This is a genomic window from Kitasatospora sp. NPDC101155 (assembly GCF_044768305.1).
Lineage (GTDB): Bacteria > Actinomycetota > Actinomycetes > Streptomycetales > Streptomycetaceae > Kitasatospora.
In genome coordinates, this window is sequence record NZ_JBIWPN010000052.1 from 1 (window position 1) to 16904 (window position 16904).

Here is a 16904-nt window from a genome sequence, read left to right on the forward strand (position 1 = left end):
GAAGCCCGCAAGACGGCCCGCGACGACGGAATGACGAAGCTCCTCGCCGCCGACACCAAGCGGGACCAGGACTACACCGACTACCTCCACCAGCTGGACGCGACGGAGGCCCGCGAGAACTACCTCAGCAACCTGATCGACCACCTCCCGCCCGGCCACTTCGAGATGGCCAACCGGGTGCTGCAGCAGATCGAGAACGGCGCCCCGGGTAGCGACACCGAGGGTGCGTTGCGGCAGATGTCCACCGCGCTGTTCACCCAGGCCCAGGGCCGGAACGAGGCGGAGGCGGCCGCCGCCGAGCAGGATTCGATCGCGGCCCAGGAGCACGAGGCCGCCGCCGTCGGCTGGCAGCACTCCGCCATCGCCGGGGAGATGCTGCTGGCCCCGTTCGCGGTGCCGCTGACCGCCGCCGGCGCCGCCCAACTCGGGGCGTTCATGGTCGGCCGCAACGCCGTCCAGGGCTTCGGCGTCGGGTACGAGGAGGGCGGGCTCGGCCACGCCCTGCTCGGCGCGGCGAACGCGGTGCTGCCGATCAACACCCTGCAGGCTGCCTACCAGGCCACCATCGGCCAGGTCATCGACCCCGACGCGGCCCCGCAGGCCGGTCGGGGCACGATAGCGCTCGCCTTCGTCCAGGACCTCGGCAACGCCGTCGGGCTGCACTCGCTCGGCCTGAACAACATCGGCCCGGCGGCGACCGACGCGGTCAAGGAGACCTCCGCGCTGAGCCAGCTGTACGGCGGCCAGCCGCCGCCCGGCCCGGTCCCGACCGCCACGGCCGCCACCGACGCCGCCTTCAGCACCGAGCGGGCCGCCGGACAGAAGGCGGCGGAGGAGTTCCAGCAGATGGCCAGTGACCTGCGCGGCCTGAAGGCGCAGGGGGCGAGCGCGGACGAGATCGCCGCGGCGCAGGACGCGTTGAAGCAGAAAGTCAACGTGATCAACTCCGAGTACCAGGCCAAGGCGACCCTGAAGACCGTTCCCAAGGAGATTCAGGGCGAGTACGCAAACGTCCTCGACCCGGTGCTGGCGAAGGCCCACGAGGACACCGTCGCCCTTCTCAACGCGCAGGGCTACAGGCGGGGCGGACAGCCGCTGACCATCGACGACCTGACTGATTTGCGCAATGCCAAGAGCATGGGCACCGTCGGGATGGACCGCGACCTGGCTTTGCAGCAGATGGCCTACCGTCAGACCCTCGCGCAGCTGGAGAAGGCCTCGCCCACCTCGCAACGGGCCGAGGACCTGTACAAGAGGCTCCAGGACTTGCGGGCCTCCGACCAACTGACGCTCAACGGTGTGCCGGTGAGCCCCTCCAATGCCAACAAGGACTTCCAGGCCGCCTACCACGAGGCGTACGCCGCCGCCACCGGCGGCCAGGACGCGGACAAGGCGCTGCAGGCCGTGACCCAGAGCAAGCACCCGGAGGCATACCAGGACCTGCCGGTGCTCAAGAACGACGCCCTCGGCTACCCGCCCGATCCCAAGTGGGCTGCGCAGACCGGGTCGGTGACCACCTACAAGTCGTACATGAACGTGAAGGAGCTGAGTCCGGGCAGCGCCCTGCAGGAGACGGCCCGGGGTGTGGCCAAGGACATCGGCACCAAGCTCGAACCGATGATGTACTACTACCAGGGCGCGGACCCCGGCGTCTACCAGCGGGTCATGGAGATGAAGACCTTCCTGGGCGAGTGCGGCAAGGGCGTCTTCACCCCGACGCAGATGGAGCTGCTGTCCCAGCAGAAGTTCGGCACCTCGATCAACGGCCTGGCCCAGCAGGTCAATTCGAACCTGGCAGCCTTCATCCAGGGGCGCGGCGCGCCTTTCCCCGCGTTCCGCACCTTGCCCGGTCCCGGCCTGAGCGAGCTCGGCGGCCATGTCGCGCAGGTGGCCGGCGGGCAGGCCGGCAACGTGGTCAAGGGCATCGCCTCTGGCCCGGCACGCGGGGACGAACCGGCGGAAGGAAAGTGAGCCATGGACACCGAAGCCACCGGTGTGGCGGCACCCGACACTTCCTCGCCGGGCGGCCTGGCCCGGACCATCCGTCTCGGCCGGGCCGAATTCGCGCCGCTGGCACGCCACTTGGACCTACCCGAGCCCGGCGTGCTGTCACCGCTGACCGACCTGTGCGCCCCGGGCCCGGACGCGACCGGGCCGGTCCGGGAAGTCGCCGAACTGCTCCGGGAGTTCACCGAGTTGTCCGCCGCCGTCGTCCGGATGGCGCTGCTCCCGCTCGCCGTCCCCGACCGGGTGGTGGACGCCCGCAGCGCGCTGTTCAACAGCGCGCCGACCCAGTGCCGGCTGTACGCGTCGCGCCGCTCCGAGGACATCTTCGTCGGCCTGCGGCCCGGGTTGGACGGCGGGTACGAGCTGCTCGCCCCGTTCGCGCCGCAGGACCTGGCCTGGTGGGTGCAGCTCCAGGTGCAGTTCTCCAGCGGCCAGCCGATGCCGCTGCCGGAGAAGGAGCTGACCGCCGAGCAACTGGCCTTCCTGCTGGTGCTGGTGGACGCGTACAAGACCGTCTTCTTCCGGTCCTTCGCCGGGCGGCGGACGGAGCCGACGCCGGTCACCTTCTCCCTCACGGACGTCCTGGAGGCCCAGCAGGACGCCCTGCGGGTGGCCGACCGGCGCTGGATCAGCCACGTCGTCGCGGAGCTGTTCGCCTCCCAGCTGCACCCCGGCGGCCAGGCCGGTGTGCCACTGCCGCCGGTCACCGCCGCCGTCGCCGAACGGGAGCTGCGCCGCTACGCGGAGGCCGGATACCTCGAACGGGCCGGGACCGGCGATCCGCCGGCCTACGAGCCCGGGCTCACCCTGGCGACCTTCGCGGGCACCCTGTTCACCTGGATCAGCCTGCTCTCGCTGCACGACGTCCAGGTGGTCGGCCATGAGGCGGGCCGGCCCGTCGCCCAGGAGGACATGGTCCTGTTCGTGGTGACCGAGCCGACCGTCTGGGCCCTGGTCAGCCAGGGCCTCACCCGGGCCCGCGAGGACTGGTCGGCCGTCCGGTTCGGGCTGCGGGCGCTCGGCGTCGTGGAGGCGTGCAACCTGGCCGCCGAGTTCCTGCGGCCGATCCCGGAGCTGAACCTGCCCGAGCAGGTCTACCGCCCGAGGACGGGGCCGGTGACGGTGGCGGCCCCGGCGACCGGACCGCTCAGCCGCCCGCCCACGTCCCCGGCGCCCCCCGGCCCGCCCGCCGCGCCCGCCTTCCGGCCCACGCACCGCGCCCCGTCCGGCGGCATGTCGGCCTGGACCGCGCCCGATCCGGCGCTCAAGGCCGTCACCCGGATCGACGGGAGAGTGGAGCTGCAGCTGCTCGAACGGGCCGGGGACTGGGCGCACATCGTCTGCTCCAACGGCTGGTCGGCCTGGGTGGACGGGCGGCGGATCGAGGAGATCGGGACCTGAGGGCGAGCAGATCGGGACCTAAGGGATCGTGAAGGTGTTCAGCACGGTGGTGAGGACCGGCTGGTAGGAGGCCCAGTCGGTGCTGGGGGTGGAGAGGTAGATCGTGTACTCGGTGCCGTTCGGGGCGAGGAAGGACTGCGCGCCCACGTGGGACGAGCCGAAGGTGAAATCCCAGTAGGCGCCCGGGTTGCCCTGGTAGGTGTTGGCGCGCAGGTCGATCCGGGTGTAGCCGCCCTGCTGGGTGAGTGACTGTTCGATCTGGCGGAACCCGTCGAGGGGTGCCTGCCTGGAAGGGTTGGGGATGAGGGCGAACCGCAGCACGTGGCCGCCGCTGTCCGGTGAGTAGTCGCCGCCGCCCATGCCGTTGTCGCTCCGCGTCCATCCGCTGGGAGCCGCGAAACTGAAGCCCGCCGGGTCGGTGGTTTCGGCGAAGCCGGGGGGCACCGAGGCCCCGGGGGTCTGCGGCGGAGCGGTCGACGGGGCCTGGGGCGACGGTGTCCCGGGTGTCGGCGGTGGGGTCGTAGGCGTCTCGGGTGCCGTCGGTGCGGTGGCCGACGGCGGCGTGGACGGCGCCGTGGTGGCCGCCTGGTGATGCGTACCGCGGCCGACCAGCAGGAAGACCAACCCGCCGATCAGCGCCAGCGCGAGGACCACCGCCGCGACCGGCACCCAGGGCCGCCGAACGGCCGAAGGCGGCTTACCCGTCGCAGGGGGTGCCGCGGTCGGCGCCCGGGGCGGCAGGGCCTCGGCGGTCGCCGGGCCGACGGCGAAGCCCGCCGCCACCCGGTCGAGCATGTGCCCGGTCCACTCGGCGCCCGGCCGCTGCGCCGGGTCCGGGCGTAGTAGCGACGCGATGACCGGTGCGAGCGGACCGGCCCGGCGCGGCTCGGGCGGCTGCTCCGCCGGTGGCCGGCCCTCCACGGCCGTGTACAGCGTGGCCCCCAGCGACCACAGATCCGCCTCGGGGCCGGGCGGACGACCTGCGGCCCGCTCAGGCGCCAGGTAGTCGGGGGAGCCCTTGAGCGGCTCGGCCCCGAACGCGGTGAGCAGCGCTCGTTCCTGCTCCAGGACCACCCGGCTCGGCTCGACGCCCCCGTGCACCCGCCCCGACCGGTGCCCCTGGACCAGCGCGGCCAGGATCTGGGCGCCGACCCGGGCCGCCTCGCGCGGCGGCAGCGGGCCGTCGGCGGCGATCACTACGTCGAGGGTCCGCCCATCGCCCATCGCTGCGCTCCAACCGTGCCTCGACCCCCACGGCCAGTCTCCCGCCGAACCCCACCGGGGGCCATCGGGTACGGGCTTCGCGGTCGAACCGGTCTTTCCCGCCATGGTGACTCCGGTCCTCGCGGTCCTTTCCCGTGGGTGATGCTGTCGCGCTCCGGGGCCGCGAAAGCCGTTCACAGTCAATGACGAAAATGTTGAGGGTGCGACGTTTCACTGAATGGGAAAACAGTCTTCTGATCCGTATTCAGTGAATGGCTGCACGCGTCAACTTGGGTGCTCACCGGGCCTTTCACCTGCCCGGATGCCCACTCTTAATAATTCCTTACCTTTCGCCGTTGACCCGCGTTCATCAGCTCTGCTTTCCTTCATGCCCAACAGGCGGCCGTCCACCGACGGGCAGTCAATTCCGGGTGTCGGAACACATACCGGATTTTGGCTGTCGGTGGAATTCGCCGTCAGTTCCCTTCCCCACAAAGGGATCGTTCCGCGGCCCCCCAGTCGTTCGGACGATCGGTTACGAGAGAGGCACCCTCACCCCATGGGTCACTCCCGCAGTACGCGGCGCGCGAAGTACGCGGCGCTCACCGGCATCGCGTCACTCGCGCTCGCCGCCGCAGGTCTCGTCGGTGCGGCCGGACCGGCCGCCGCGCAGGACATCTCCAGTTCCTCGGGCAGCACCGCCAACGAGTTCAACCCCTGGAACCCGCAGAACGGGCACCAGTACCGCCACGGCGCGGTGCCGGGCATGAAGCAGCACGAGAACTACAAGAAGTGGCTCGCCGCGCAGAACCAGGCCGCGGCCACCGGCCAGCAGACGCTGTCCTATGGCGGTGGCGTCGACGGCATCGGTGTGCAGAGCGGTCACTCCAAGGTCTACCTGGTCTTCTACGGCAACCAGTGGGGCACCCAGAGCACCGACGCCAACGGGAACGCGAAGTTCTCCGGCGACTCGGCGGGCGCCGCCGGTGCCACCCAGCAGATGTTCAAGGGCATCGGCACCAACGGCGAGACCTGGTCGGCCGACCTGACCCAGTGGTGCGACGGCCCCAACGTCGCCTCCGGCGCGGTCAGCTGCCCGTCGAACGCCAACTTCGTCCCGTACCAGAGCGGTGGCGTCCTGTCCGGCGTCTGGTACGACAACGCGGCCGCCTCGCCCGCCCAGGCCAGCGGCAACCAGCTCGCCCAGGAGGCCGTCAAGGCCGCCGGTCACTTCGGCAACACCACGGCCGCCTCCAACCGTGACGCGTACTACATCGTCCTGTCGCCGCACGGTACCAACCCGGACGACTACCAGAACCCCACCACCGGGTACTGCGCTTGGCACGACTGGAACGGTGACACCACCCTCACGGGCGGCGCGGCCAGCTCGCCCTACGGCGACATCGCCTTCTCCAACCAGCCGTACAACATCGACCAGGGCAGCAACTGCGGCGTCGGCTTCGTCAACTCGCCTGGCACGCTGGATGGTTGGACGATGACCCTCGGCCACGAGTGGCACGAGATGATGTCCGACCAGAACCCGGCCGGCGGCTGGACCAACCACGTGACCGGCAGCTCGTACAACGGCCAGGAGAACTCCGACGAGTGCGCCTGGATCAAGCCCGGCAGCACCGGCGGCGCCGCGAACGTCTCGTTCGGCTCCTACGGCAGCTTCGCCGAGCAGGCCAGCTGGTCGAACGACACCAACTCCTGCGCGATCTCGCACGCAATCCTGACCCACGGCAACACGGTCACCGTCACCAACCCGGGCAACCAGGCCGGCACGGTCGGCACCGCCGCCAGCCTGCAGGTCAACGCGAGCGACTCGGCCTCCGGTCAGACCCTGACCTACTCGGCCACCGGCCTGCCCGCCGGCCTGTCGATCAACTCTTCGACCGGCCTGATCTCCGGCACGCCGACCGCCGCCGGCACCTCCAGCGTCACGGTCACCGCGACCGACACCACCGGCGCCGCCGGCAACACCACCTTCACCTGGACCGAGTCCTCCACCTCGGGCGGCGGCAGCGCCGTCACCAACGGTGACTTCGAGACCGGCAACCTGAACGGCTGGACCGCCGCCGGCTCCACCTCCGCCACCACCGCCGCCGCCCACAGCGGCAGCTACGGCGCCATGGTCGGCTCCACCAACCCGACCGGTGACTCCTCGATCGCCCAGACCTTCACCGCGCCGACCGGCTCCAGCAAGGTGTCCTTCTGGTACAGCAACACCTGCCCGGACACCGTGTCCTACGACTGGGCCACCGCCACGCTGAAGGACAACACCACCGGCACGACCACCACGGTCCTCGCCAAGACCTGCGCCGCCACCGCGACCTGGACCAACCAGAGCGCGGCCGTCACCCCCGGTCACTCGTACACGCTCACCCTGAGCAACCACGACGACAACTACCCGGGTGACCCGACCTACACCTACTACGACGACGTGACCGTCTCCTGACGATCGACGTGCCGAACGCGCCGGGGTGGGCCTTGGGCCCGCCCCGGCGCGGTTTTTTGGTTGTCGAGGGATCCGATCCGGCCGCCGGTGCGTCGAATCGGCACCGCTCGCACTTCGGCACAAGGGAACCACTGTGAACCTGAGAAGACCCACCGCCATCGCTCTGACCTGCGCCTGCGCCCTGCTCGCCCTGGCCGGCTGCGGATCGTCCGGCACCTCGACGGCCTCGTCCGCTCCGGCGTCCACGACCGCGTCGTCGTCCACGACCGCGAGCGCGGGGGCCGCCGTCACCGCCGACGAGCACGCCAACCACACCACTCTGAAGGTCGCCGTCGGCACGACGATCTCCGTCGACCTGCACAGCACCTACTGGTCCGCCGCCACCAGTTCCGCCCCGGACGTGGTCAGTCCGGCCGGTTCCCCGAGCACCTCGGCGTCCCCCTCCTGCCGGCCCGGCGGCGGCTGCGGCACCGTCTCCGCCTCCTTCACCGCCCGCACGCCAGGCACGGCCCACCTCGCCGCCTCCCGCACCATCTGCGGCGAGGCCCTCAACTGCGGGCCGGATCAGCGCACGTACGACGTCACGATCGAGGTCACCGGCTGACGTGTGCTCCGGGTGCTCCGGACAGCCTTCCTGATCTACCGTCACGTCCCCGGCCTCGCACCCGAGGCCGGGGACGTCGCGGTGTGCCCACCTTGATGAGACCCTGACATCACATCAGGTTACTTTAGGGTAATTTAATGGTGTCATCCGGGTGAATACCCCCGGCCTCTCATGAAGGACTTGTACGTGCTCGATCACCAGCCCCGCCGTTCCGGCCGCCGTCTCGCCGGTTCCGCGCTGGCCCTCGTCGCCGCCGTCTGCGCGCTGCCCGCCGCCCCCGCGCTCGCCGCTCCCGCTCTTGCGCCGGTTCAGGCCCCGGCCCCAGGAGCGCAGTCCGACGCCACCCCGCACCTGGACGCGGTGGAACAGACCCTGCGTCAGGTGTCCCCCGGCCTGGAGGGGACGGTGTGGCAGCGCACGGCGGGCAACCGGCTCGACGCGCCCTCCGGCGATCCGGGCGGCTGGCTGCTGCAGACCCCCGGCTGCTGGGGCGACCCCTCCTGCACCGAGCGCACCGGCACCCGCCGACTGCTCGACAAGATGCGCGAGAACATCTCGCGCGCCACCCGGACCGTCGACATCTCGACCCTCGCACCCTTCCCGGACGGCGCCTTCCAGGACGCCATCGTGGCCGGCCTCAAAGCCTCGGTGGCCGCCGGGAACACGCCGCACGTGCGGATCCTCGCCGGGGCCGCGCCGCTCTACAACATCACCGCGCTCCCGTCGAAGTACCGGGACGACCTGACGGCCAAGCTCGGTGACGCCGCCGGCAGCGTCACCGTCGAGGTCGCCTCGATGACCACCGCCAAGACCGCGTTCTCCTGGAACCACTCCAAGCTGCTGGTCGTCGACGGGCAGAGCGTCATAGCCGGCGGGATCAACAACTGGAAGGCTGACTACCTCGACACCGCCCACCCGGTCACCGACGTCGACCTCGCGCTGACCGGTCCGGCCGCCGCCTCCGCCGGCGCCTACCTGGACACCCTGTGGGACTGGACCTGCCGCAACACCGGGACGTTCTCGGCCGCCTGGTTCGCCTCCACCAACGGCGCCGCCTGCACCCCCGACCTGGAGCAGCGCCTCAACCCGCCGACCGACCAGGTGCCCGCCACCGGCGACCTGCCGGTGATCGCCGTCGGCGGCCTGGGCATCGGGATCAGCGGCGCCGACCCGGCCTCCGCCTACCGTCCGGACCCGGTCCCGAGCGCCGCCGACACCAAGTGCGGGCCGATCGGCCTGCACGACAACACCAACGGCGACCGCGACTACTCGACGGTCAACCCGGAGGAGAGCGCCCTGCGCGCGCTGATCGCGAGCGCGAACAGCCGCATCGACATCTCCCAGCAGGACGTGACCGGTACCTGCCCGCCGATGCCCCGCTACGACGTGCGGCTCTTCGACCTGCTCGCGGCCAAGCTCGCCGACGGCGTGAAGGTCCGCATCGTGGTCAGCGACCCCGGCAACCGGGGCGCGGTCGGCAGCGGCGGCTACTCGCAGATCAAGTCCCTCAACGAGATCAGCGACACCCTCTCCGCCCGCCTCACCGCCCGCCTCGGCGACCCGGCCCAGGCCAGGACGGCGATGTGCCGGAACCTCCAGCTCGCCCCGTTCCGCGCCGCCCCCACCTCGACCTGGGCCGACGGCCACCCCTACGCGCTGCACCACAAGCTGGTCTCGGTCGACGGATCCGCCTTCTTCATCGGCTCCAAGAACCTCTACCCGGCCTGGCTGCAGGACTTCGGCTACCTCGTCGAGAACCGCGCCGCCGCGACGCAGCTCAACGACCAGCTGCTCGCCCCGCAGTGGCAGTACTCGCAGGCCGCCGCGACGTACGACTACAGCCGCGGCCTCTGCCAGGGCTGACGTCCGTGACGGGCAGGGGCCCGGGCCCCTGGCCGTTCTCGTCCTCCGGCGGGCCCGCCGCACCGGGAGGGTGCCCGGCGGGGCACCCGGGTCTGCCCTTCGGTCCCTGGCGTGGCGGCCGGGGAGTGCGTATGCAGGAAGGGCTGCAGTCCCAGCACGGGAAGAGGCCCCTCATGCACGCTCCCTCGCACGCCCGAGACAACGTCAGGACCCAAGCCGCCGGACGCGCCGGTACACCGGCCCGTTCCGCCGGCGGCGGCGGCCGGGCGCCGCTGCCGGGCCTGATGGCGCTGCAGGCCACCGCCGGGAACCGGGCCGTCGTCCAGATGCTCCGTCAGGCGGGGGCGGGAGGACCGGGCGGGCGGGTCGGCGGGGCGGTGCAGCGTTCCGCCGTCCACGACGTGCTGCGCACGCCCGGCCGTCCGCTGGACCCCGCCGTCCGCTCCGAGATGGAGGGCCGGATGGGCGCGGACTTCTCCGCCGTCCGCATCCACGACGACAGTGCCGCCCGTGCCTCCGCCGCCGAGGTCGGCGCCCGCGCCTACACCTCCGGTGACCACGTCGTCATCGGGGAGGGCGGCGGGGACCGGCACACCCTGGCCCACGAGCTCACCCACGTCCTCCAGCAGCGCCAGGGCCCCGTCGCGGGCACCGACAACGGCTCCGGGCTCAGGGTCTCCGACCCCTCCGACCGGTTCGAACGCGAGGCCGAGGCCAACGCCGTCCGGGTGATGCGCAGGGCGGTGACCGTCGGCGGGCCCGCCACGGCTGGCCCGGCCGCCGGGGAACGCGCCGAGGAACAGCAGGACGAGCACAGCCACGGACCGGGCACGAATCCGCAGGCCGGGGTAGCGGTGCTGCAGCGGGCGGGTGTCTTCCAGCCGTTCACCGGCATGGTGTTGAGCAACGCGGCGCTCGGCGGCCTCACGACCGACGTCCTGCAGGGGGCCGGCTACGTCTACGCCAACGGCGGCACCCTCGGCAACTCGCTGTACCTGGAGAAGATGCTCAGCGACACCGGTGGCGGCTCGGCACCGGGCGAGCCCGCGGACATCACCACCATGAAGACGGCCGACAAGAATCTGGTGCGCGCCAGGGGCCAGGACAACGTGGCCACCGCGATGCACGCGATCAACGCCGACTTCGTCGACGGCGCCAACTACACCGCCTGGAACATCTTCATGGGCTCCGCCCTGTCCAACACCCAGGAGCACTTCCACAAGGTCGAAAGTCCGATTCGCGCCTCGATGAAGCGTGGCACCCACGGGCTCGCCGCATCCTACGAGCATTGGATCGCCGCCAACCCGCCGATCGACCTCGGCGACGGCAAGATCGGCTGGGCCGCCCCGGGGCAGGTCGTCCGGGGTGCGGAGACGAGCGCGACCGCCCTGGAGCCGTACGAGGAGAAGCACCCGAACCTCACCCACGTCCTGGACCGGGAGGCGCCGAAGAGCGACCCCAAGAAGACGTGGCCCAAGATGATCTACTACCGGGTCACCCCGAACTACACGTACAGCAGCAATCCCGCACAATGGCCCCAGTTCCTGAAGGAGAACCTCCAGGCGGCGCAGACGCTGGTGGACGAGGAGAAGGCCAAGCCGGTGGACGAGCAGGACCAGCAGGGACTGGCCAACGAGCTCGCGGCCATGAACATCCTGCGGCAGCGGGCGCACCAGTTGTTCCCGGAGACGTTCACCTGCGCGGCGGACTACTACCTCGCCTCCTACAACCCGCAGAGCCCCTGGTACCACAGCAACGATGCGGACACCTACGACGCGGAGGTCTGAGGCACCGATGCCCCGCGACGAGCACCGCGACAAGCCCGACAAGCCCGACCAAGAGCGCGACGACTACGGCGAGGAGCACGGCATGGCACCCGGCCTGACGCACGGTGACGGGCACGACAGCCCTGACCGGGCGGCACGCCCCGGGGTCTTCCTCGCCCACGCGCCTGCGGACGCCGAGCGGGCCGCGGCCCTGGACGCCCGGCTGCGCGCCGGGGGCGTGCGGACCGCCGTGGACGAGTCCCGCGACCTCTCCGACGGTCTGCCGGCCGAACCGGTGCTGCAGGAGCTGGGGGCCTGCGACCTGTTCCTGCTCCTGTGGTCCCGGGACGCGGCCGACGACGCCCACGTCCGGGAGCAGCGCCAGTACGCGGACTCGTTCGACAAGCCGTGTCTGGTCTGGCCGCTCGACGGGACGGCCCTGCCACCGGGGGAGCGTCCGGTGGAACGGCTGCCACCCGGCAGAGACGTCCCTGAGGTGGACGCCGCGGTCCACCGGCTGCTGGGCACCAGGCCCACCGACGCGGGGGCCGGTGACGGCCCCGGGTGGGACCGGACGGGCGGCGCGGGGGTGGAGCCCGGTCACTGGGCGATCGAGAGCGACGCCCAGTACGGGGAGTCCCTGGAGCTGGATCTCGCCGCCTCGGCGGACGCCGCGGTACCGGACGACTCCGTCGAAGGCGGCCACCTGACGGGTACCCACCTGCGGGCGGGCCTGCGGGGCAAGGTCACCGGCCGCTGGTGGTTCGCCCGTACGGAGGGACGGCTCGACCTGGAGCTGGCGACCGCCTTCGGTCTGCGCCCGGTGCGCGAGCTGCGGCACCTCCAGCTCCTGGGCGGCGACGACCGCTCCCTCGCCGCCGAGGACCTGCACGGCATCGCCGACCCGCGGCACTACCGGCTCACCCCGGAGCGGCCCAGCTGAGACCCGCGGGCACCGGTCGGCCGCCGGGTCCGCCCCACCCGCCTGAGCCGGTCTTCGGGTGACCCCGCCAGCGCCCGGCGTCCGGCCTCACCCGAATGCCGGGCGCGCACGGGCTGCCCGCACTCCAGTCACAACGTTCACGAATTGATGACTCCGGGTACTCGAATGGGTGCGAAAAGTAGTCGAGTGGGGGGTGGTGCAGGGAGCGACGATGCCGGAACACAAGCGGTTCGGCGTGCGGGCCGAGGCGGACGGTTCGGCCGGCCGACGCGTGCCGCGGCAGGGACAGTCCGGTGAGGCCCAGGAGGCCGACCCCACCCCTGGCGCGCGGAGCGAGAGCACCGACACCGACGCGGCGGCCCCCTGGCCCGACCAGATGCTGCCGTTGCTGCGAACCCCGACCACCGCCCGTCCGCTGGCCGGCGACGTCGAAGGCGCCGCGGCCGGCACCGACACGGACGAGCCGGGGCCCGCCGAGGTGGCCGCCGTCCTGGACCTGGCGCTGCTGGTGGGTGAGCTGATGCTGGCCTGCGGCGAGGCCGCGGAGGACGTCGAGGCCGCCATGCTCGCCGTCGCGCGGACCTACCGGGCCCAGCCCTGCGATCCCCAGGTCACCTTCACCCGGGTGGCGATCTCCTACCAGCAGGGCTCCGGAGAGCCGCCGGTGACGGCCGAGCGGTCCGTGCACCACCCCGCCGGGGACTACGCGCGGCTGGCGGCGCTCTTCCGGCTGGTCACCGAGATCACCGTCGGCGGCCTCGGCGTGAACGACGCCCACCAGCGGCTGCGGGCCGTGCGCCGGCACTGCCGCGGCTACCCCGCCTGGGCCCTGGTCCTCTCCTCCGGCCTGCTGGCCGGCACCGCGACGCTGCTGCTCGGCGGTCGGTCCGACGCCAGGGCCTGGCTGGTGTTCGTCAGCGCCGTCGTCACGGCCATGGTGGGCGACCGGCTCTCGGCCCTGGTCGGACGCCATGACCTGCCGAACTTCTACCGGATCGCGACGGCCGCGACCCCGGCCGCGGTGGTCGGCATCCTGATGTCCTTCAACCAGTTGCACCTGCGCGGGTCGGTGGTGATCACCGGGGGGCTGTACGCGCTCCTGCCAGGATGGCCCATGGTGGCGGCGGTGCAGGATGGTCTCGCGGGCTTCTACCTCACCGCCGCCGCGCGCCTGTTGGAGGTGCTGTACCTGATGGCGGGCGTGGTCGTCGGGGTGATGACCGTGCTCTACATCGGCGTCAACAACGGCGGCGACCTGGCCGCCCAGGGCGTACCGGCGTCGGTGTCGAACCCGCCGCTCCAACTGGCGGCGGCGATCCTGCTCACCCTGACCTTCGCGGTGCTGCTCAACACCGAGCCGGGCACGCTGCCGGGGGTGATGGTCAACAGCGGGGCGGGCTGGACGACGTACAACGTGCTGGTCGACGCCGGCGGGGAGCCCATCGTGGCCACCGGCCTCGCCGCGGTGCTGGTGGGCCTGTCCGGCCAGCTCATGGCCCGGTACCGGGGCAGTTCCGCGCTGCCGTTCGTCACCGCCGCCCTGGGGCCGCTGTTGCCCGGGTCGCTGCTGTACTTCGGGCTGGTCGCCTTCGTCCGGGGCGAACCCGAGACGGGGCTCAGCGGCCTCGGGCGCGCCACGGCCACGGCGATGGCCCTCGCCATCGGCGTGAACCTGGGCCGCGAGGTGGCCCGGCTGTTCCTGCCGGCGCCGGGTGTGGCCCCGGCCGCCCGTCGGCGCAGGGGCCGCCACCGCCGCTGAGGAGCGGTCGACGGCCGTGAACGCGGTCCCTTCGGCCAGGTGACGTCCGGGGCCGGTCGGAGGTTTACCGAACCCGTGGAGCGGTAGACGCGGCTCATGGGACCGGCCGGAGACGTGACGGCTCCACCGCCCCGGGGCGGCGTCGGCGCCGAGCGCGCCGCAGCCAGCCTCTCCCGCAAACGTCCCCGTCACCATCAGGGAGGAGACATCGTGATCGCGCTCGGCGTCATCCTGCTCATCGTCGGCTTCGTCATCGGGATTCCGTTCCTGTGGACCATCGGCGTCATCCTGCTCCTCATCGGCCTCGTCCTGTGGGTCGCCGGGGCCGCCGGGCACGCCGTCGGTGGACGTCGCCACTACTACTGACCCGCCTTCCGACCTGCCCGAGCGGCTGCCCGCGCCCGCATCCCGTCCCGCCGGCGCGGGCAGCCGTACGCGCCCGCCCGGCGACCGTCGCCGGACGGGCGCGGCCGGAGGCGACTGTCTGCTGTTCCACCTGTGTTCAACCACGCGCTCTGGTCTACGGCCTGTCAACGCCCTACCTTCCCTGGGGGACTGTGAGATGGGGCTATGGACGACACACAACTTGCCGTACGGGCGCGTGGATTGACGAAGTGCTTCGGTGACGTCGTGGCGCTCGACGAGGTCGGGCTGGACCTGGCGCCGGGGCGGATCCACGGGCTTGCCGGGCCGAACGGGGCCGGGAAGACGACGCTGCTCGGGTTGCTGCTCGGACTGGCCGTCGCCGACGGCGGCGAGTTGGAGGTGTTGGGCAGACCGGTCGGGCGGGCCCTGGCGGCACCGCACGGCGTGGCCGGGTTCGTGGACGGGCCCGGGCTGTATCCGTCGCTGACCGCGCGCAAGAACCTGGCCGCGCTGGCGGCGCTGCGCGGGCAGGACGCGCGGGCGGGGCGGATCGACGAGGTGCTGGCCGAGGTCGGGTTGACGGACGTCGCGGACGACCGGGTACGGGGGTTCTCGCTGGGCATGCGGCAGCGGCTCGGGCTGGCCGCGGCGCTGCTCACGGATCCGCGGCTGCTGGTGCTGGACGAGCCGTCCAACGGTCTGGACCCGGCGGGCAAGCAGCATGTCCACCGGGCGCTGCGGCGGCTCACGGGAGACGGGGTGACCGTGGTGCTGTCCAGTCACCGCATGGACGACCTCCAGGCGCTGTGCGACGAGGTCACGATCCTCGCGACCGGGCGGGTCCGCTTCTCCGGCCCGCTGGAGAAACTGGCGGCCGAGAGCCGTGAGCTGGAACACCGCCTGCTCACCTCCGATCCGCAGGCCGCGCGGCGGGTGGCCGCCGGCGCCGCGGGGGTGCGGGCCGTGGAGGAGACCGGGGCGCCCGGCGGGGCACTGGTCGTGCGCGCGTCGGGACCGGCCGTCGAGGAGTTGGTGGCCGAACTGGTGCGCGCGGGCGTGGGGGTGCGCGAAGTCGCGTCCGTGATCCCACCGTTGGAGGCCGCGTTCCTCGCGCTGACCGAGCGGCAGGAGGGGCTGGAATGACCACGACCGTCACCACGGCCACGGCCACGGCCCGTGCCGGCGCCGCGCCGGGGGCGGACCGGGTGCCGGTGAGCCGTGTGTACCGCTTCGAGGTGGTCAAGCTCGTCTCCCAGTGGCGGATCCGGCTGCTGATCCTGGCCTGTTGGACCCTGCCGGGCCTGTTCACCGCCGCGGTGGCCCAGCAGGGCACGCTGCCGTCCGACACGCTGTTCGGCCGCTGGATGCACGCCACCGGCTGGGCCGGCCCGCTGGTGGTGCTGGGCTTCTCCGGCTCCTGGGCGCTGCCGCTGCTGACCTCGGTGGTCGCCGGCGACGTGTTCGCCGCCGAGGACCGGCTCGGCACCTGGCGGCACCTGCTGGTGGCGGTCCGCTCGCCGCGGCGGATCTTCGCGGCGAAGGCTCTGGCGAGTGCGGCCGTGCTCGTGCTGCTGGTGGCCGGGTTGGTGGCCGCGAGCACGGTCGGCGGGCTGGCGGCGGTCGGGAACCGGCCGCTGGTCGGCGTCGACGGGCACCTGCTGTCGCCGTCGGAGGCGGCCGGGAGCGTGCTGCTGGCGTGGGGGTGCGCGCTGGCGCCCACGCTGGCGCTGGCGGCTATCGGGCTGCTCGGCTCCGTCATCCTGGGGCGTTCGCCGATGGGGCTGCTGGTCCCCGCGCTGGCGGCGGTCGCGATGCAGCTCGCCCAGATGCTGCCGCTGCCCGTGGCGCTGCGGCTCGCGCTGCCCGGCTACGCCTTCGTCTCCTGGAACGGGCTGTTCGCGGACCCGGCGCGGCTCGACGAGCTGCTGATCGCCGTCGCGGTCAGCCTGGTGTGGGTCGTGGTGGCGACGGCGGCGGCCTATCGGCTGTTCGTGCGGCGGGACTTCACCAACGGCAGCGAGGACGGCGCGGGGCGCCGCGCGCTCGCCTTCGGGGTGCTGCCGCTGGCCGGGCTGCTCGCGCTGACCTTCGGGGCGGTCGCGGCGGCCACGCCCTCGACGGGCTCGGGGATCTCGCAGGAGAAGGTGCAGCGGTCGGTCGCGACCGTGTTCGCGCACCTGTACCGGCTGCAGACCGAGCAGCTGCACCGCCCCGCCGTCACGGAGGACCAGCTGCGGGTCACGGCGGCGTGCGACCGGAGTGACGGCCAGGTCGACCCAGAGGGTCCGGGCAACGACTGGCGCTGCGTCGTCACCTGGCACCTGCCCGGGACGGCCGCGCCGGGAACGGCGGTCTACCAACTCGACGTGGCCTCGGACGGACGGCTGATGGCCGACGGTGACGGGCCCAAGGAAGTGAACGGCTACTTCCTGGTGCACACCCCGACCGGGGACGCGCCGAACCCGCTGTGGCAGTTCGACGGTCAGGTCGCGCTGCTCTCCTCCCCGACGAACTGAACGGCCGCAGCGGCCGCG

Annotated in this window: 12 protein-coding genes; 11 read left to right on the plus strand and 1 reads right to left on the minus strand. The window is 72.3% G+C overall.

The window, feature by feature from the left end; translation table 11 throughout:
* Positions 1-1971: hypothetical protein (locus ACIRYZ_RS39320; protein ID WP_402953452.1), on the plus strand; the 1971-nt coding region annotated here is incomplete at its 5' end.
* A 3-nt stretch (positions 1972-1974) separates the two neighbouring features.
* Positions 1975-3408 (plus strand): hypothetical protein, encoded by a 1434-nt coding sequence (locus tag ACIRYZ_RS39325; RefSeq protein WP_402953453.1) that lies wholly within the window; start codon positions 1975-1977, stop codon positions 3406-3408.
* Between the two features lie 18 nt (positions 3409-3426).
* Here ACIRYZ_RS39325 and ACIRYZ_RS39330 read toward each other — a convergent pair whose 3' ends face one another.
* Entirely contained in the window at positions 3427-4632 is a 1206-nt protein-coding gene (locus ACIRYZ_RS39330) for a hypothetical protein (RefSeq protein ID WP_402953454.1), read from the minus strand.
* Positions 4633-5170: 538 nt separating this feature from the next.
* Between ACIRYZ_RS39330 and ACIRYZ_RS39335 the strand changes: the two genes are divergently transcribed.
* The 9 genes from ACIRYZ_RS39335 (at position 5171) to ACIRYZ_RS39375 (ending at position 16886) form a co-directional block, all read left to right on the plus strand.
* The gene (locus ACIRYZ_RS39335) at positions 5171-7069 is read left to right on the plus strand and encodes a putative Ig domain-containing protein (RefSeq protein WP_402953455.1); all 1899 of its coding nucleotides are present in this window, start codon (positions 5171-5173) and stop codon (positions 7067-7069) included.
* Positions 7070-7202: 133 nt separating this feature from the next.
* Entirely contained in the window at positions 7203-7673 is a 471-nt protein-coding gene (locus tag ACIRYZ_RS39340) for a hypothetical protein (RefSeq protein WP_402953456.1), read from the plus strand.
* A 186-nt stretch (positions 7674-7859) separates the two neighbouring features.
* The gene (locus ACIRYZ_RS39345; RefSeq protein ID WP_402953457.1) at positions 7860-9536 is read left to right on the plus strand and encodes a phospholipase D-like domain-containing protein; all 1677 of its coding nucleotides are present in this window, start codon (positions 7860-7862) and stop codon (positions 9534-9536) included.
* Positions 9537-9709: 173 nt separating this feature from the next.
* The gene (locus ACIRYZ_RS39350; protein WP_402953458.1) at positions 9710-11323 is read left to right on the plus strand and encodes a DUF4157 domain-containing protein; all 1614 of its coding nucleotides are present in this window, start codon (positions 9710-9712) and stop codon (positions 11321-11323) included.
* 7 nt (positions 11324-11330) lie between these two features.
* Positions 11331-12245 carry a TIR domain-containing protein gene (locus ACIRYZ_RS39355; protein WP_402953459.1) on the plus strand — a complete coding sequence of 305 codons (915 nt, stop codon included), beginning with the start codon at positions 11331-11333 and terminating at the stop codon, positions 12243-12245.
* A 211-nt stretch (positions 12246-12456) separates the two neighbouring features.
* Positions 12457-14004 (plus strand): threonine/serine exporter ThrE family protein, encoded by a 1548-nt coding sequence (locus ACIRYZ_RS39360; RefSeq protein WP_402953460.1) that lies wholly within the window; start codon positions 12457-12459, stop codon positions 14002-14004.
* A gap of 210 nt (positions 14005-14214) precedes the next feature.
* A complete protein-coding gene (locus ACIRYZ_RS39365) occupies positions 14215-14370 on the plus strand; it encodes a DUF6131 family protein (protein ID WP_387627919.1) in 156 nt (51 codons plus the stop codon).
* Between the two features lie 204 nt (positions 14371-14574).
* Positions 14575-15513 (plus strand): ABC transporter ATP-binding protein, encoded by a 939-nt coding sequence (locus ACIRYZ_RS39370; protein WP_402953461.1) that lies wholly within the window; start codon positions 14575-14577, stop codon positions 15511-15513.
* Positions 15510-16886 carry an ABC transporter permease gene (locus ACIRYZ_RS39375; protein ID WP_402953462.1) on the plus strand — a complete coding sequence of 459 codons (1377 nt, stop codon included), beginning with the start codon at positions 15510-15512 and terminating at the stop codon, positions 16884-16886. Before ACIRYZ_RS39370 ends, ACIRYZ_RS39375 begins: the two co-directional genes overlap by 4 nt.
* The last annotated feature ends 18 nt before the right edge of the window (positions 16887-16904 follow it).

What these genes read in the sequence shown, in the direction of transcription:
- ACIRYZ_RS39375 (WP_402953462.1), top strand. Translation starts at nt 15,510, where the DNA reads ATGACCACGACCGTCACCACGGCCACGGCCACGGCCCGTGCCGGCGCC.
- ACIRYZ_RS39335 (WP_402953455.1), top strand. Translation starts at nt 5,171, where the DNA reads ATGGGTCACTCCCGCAGTACGCGGCGCGCGAAGTACGCGGCGCTCACC.
- ACIRYZ_RS39325 (WP_402953453.1), top strand. Translation starts at nt 1,975, where the DNA reads ATGGACACCGAAGCCACCGGTGTGGCGGCACCCGACACTTCCTCGCCG.
- ACIRYZ_RS39360 (WP_402953460.1), top strand. Translation starts at nt 12,457, where the DNA reads ATGCCGGAACACAAGCGGTTCGGCGTGCGGGCCGAGGCGGACGGTTCG.
- ACIRYZ_RS39330 (WP_402953454.1), bottom strand. Translation starts at nt 4,632, where the DNA reads ATGGGCGATGGGCGGACCCTCGACGTAGTGATCGCCGCCGACGGCCCG.
- ACIRYZ_RS39355 (WP_402953459.1), top strand. Translation starts at nt 11,331, where the DNA reads ATGCCCCGCGACGAGCACCGCGACAAGCCCGACAAGCCCGACCAAGAG.
- ACIRYZ_RS39370 (WP_402953461.1), top strand. Translation starts at nt 14,575, where the DNA reads ATGGACGACACACAACTTGCCGTACGGGCGCGTGGATTGACGAAGTGC.
- ACIRYZ_RS39350 (WP_402953458.1), top strand. Translation starts at nt 9,710, where the DNA reads ATGCACGCTCCCTCGCACGCCCGAGACAACGTCAGGACCCAAGCCGCC.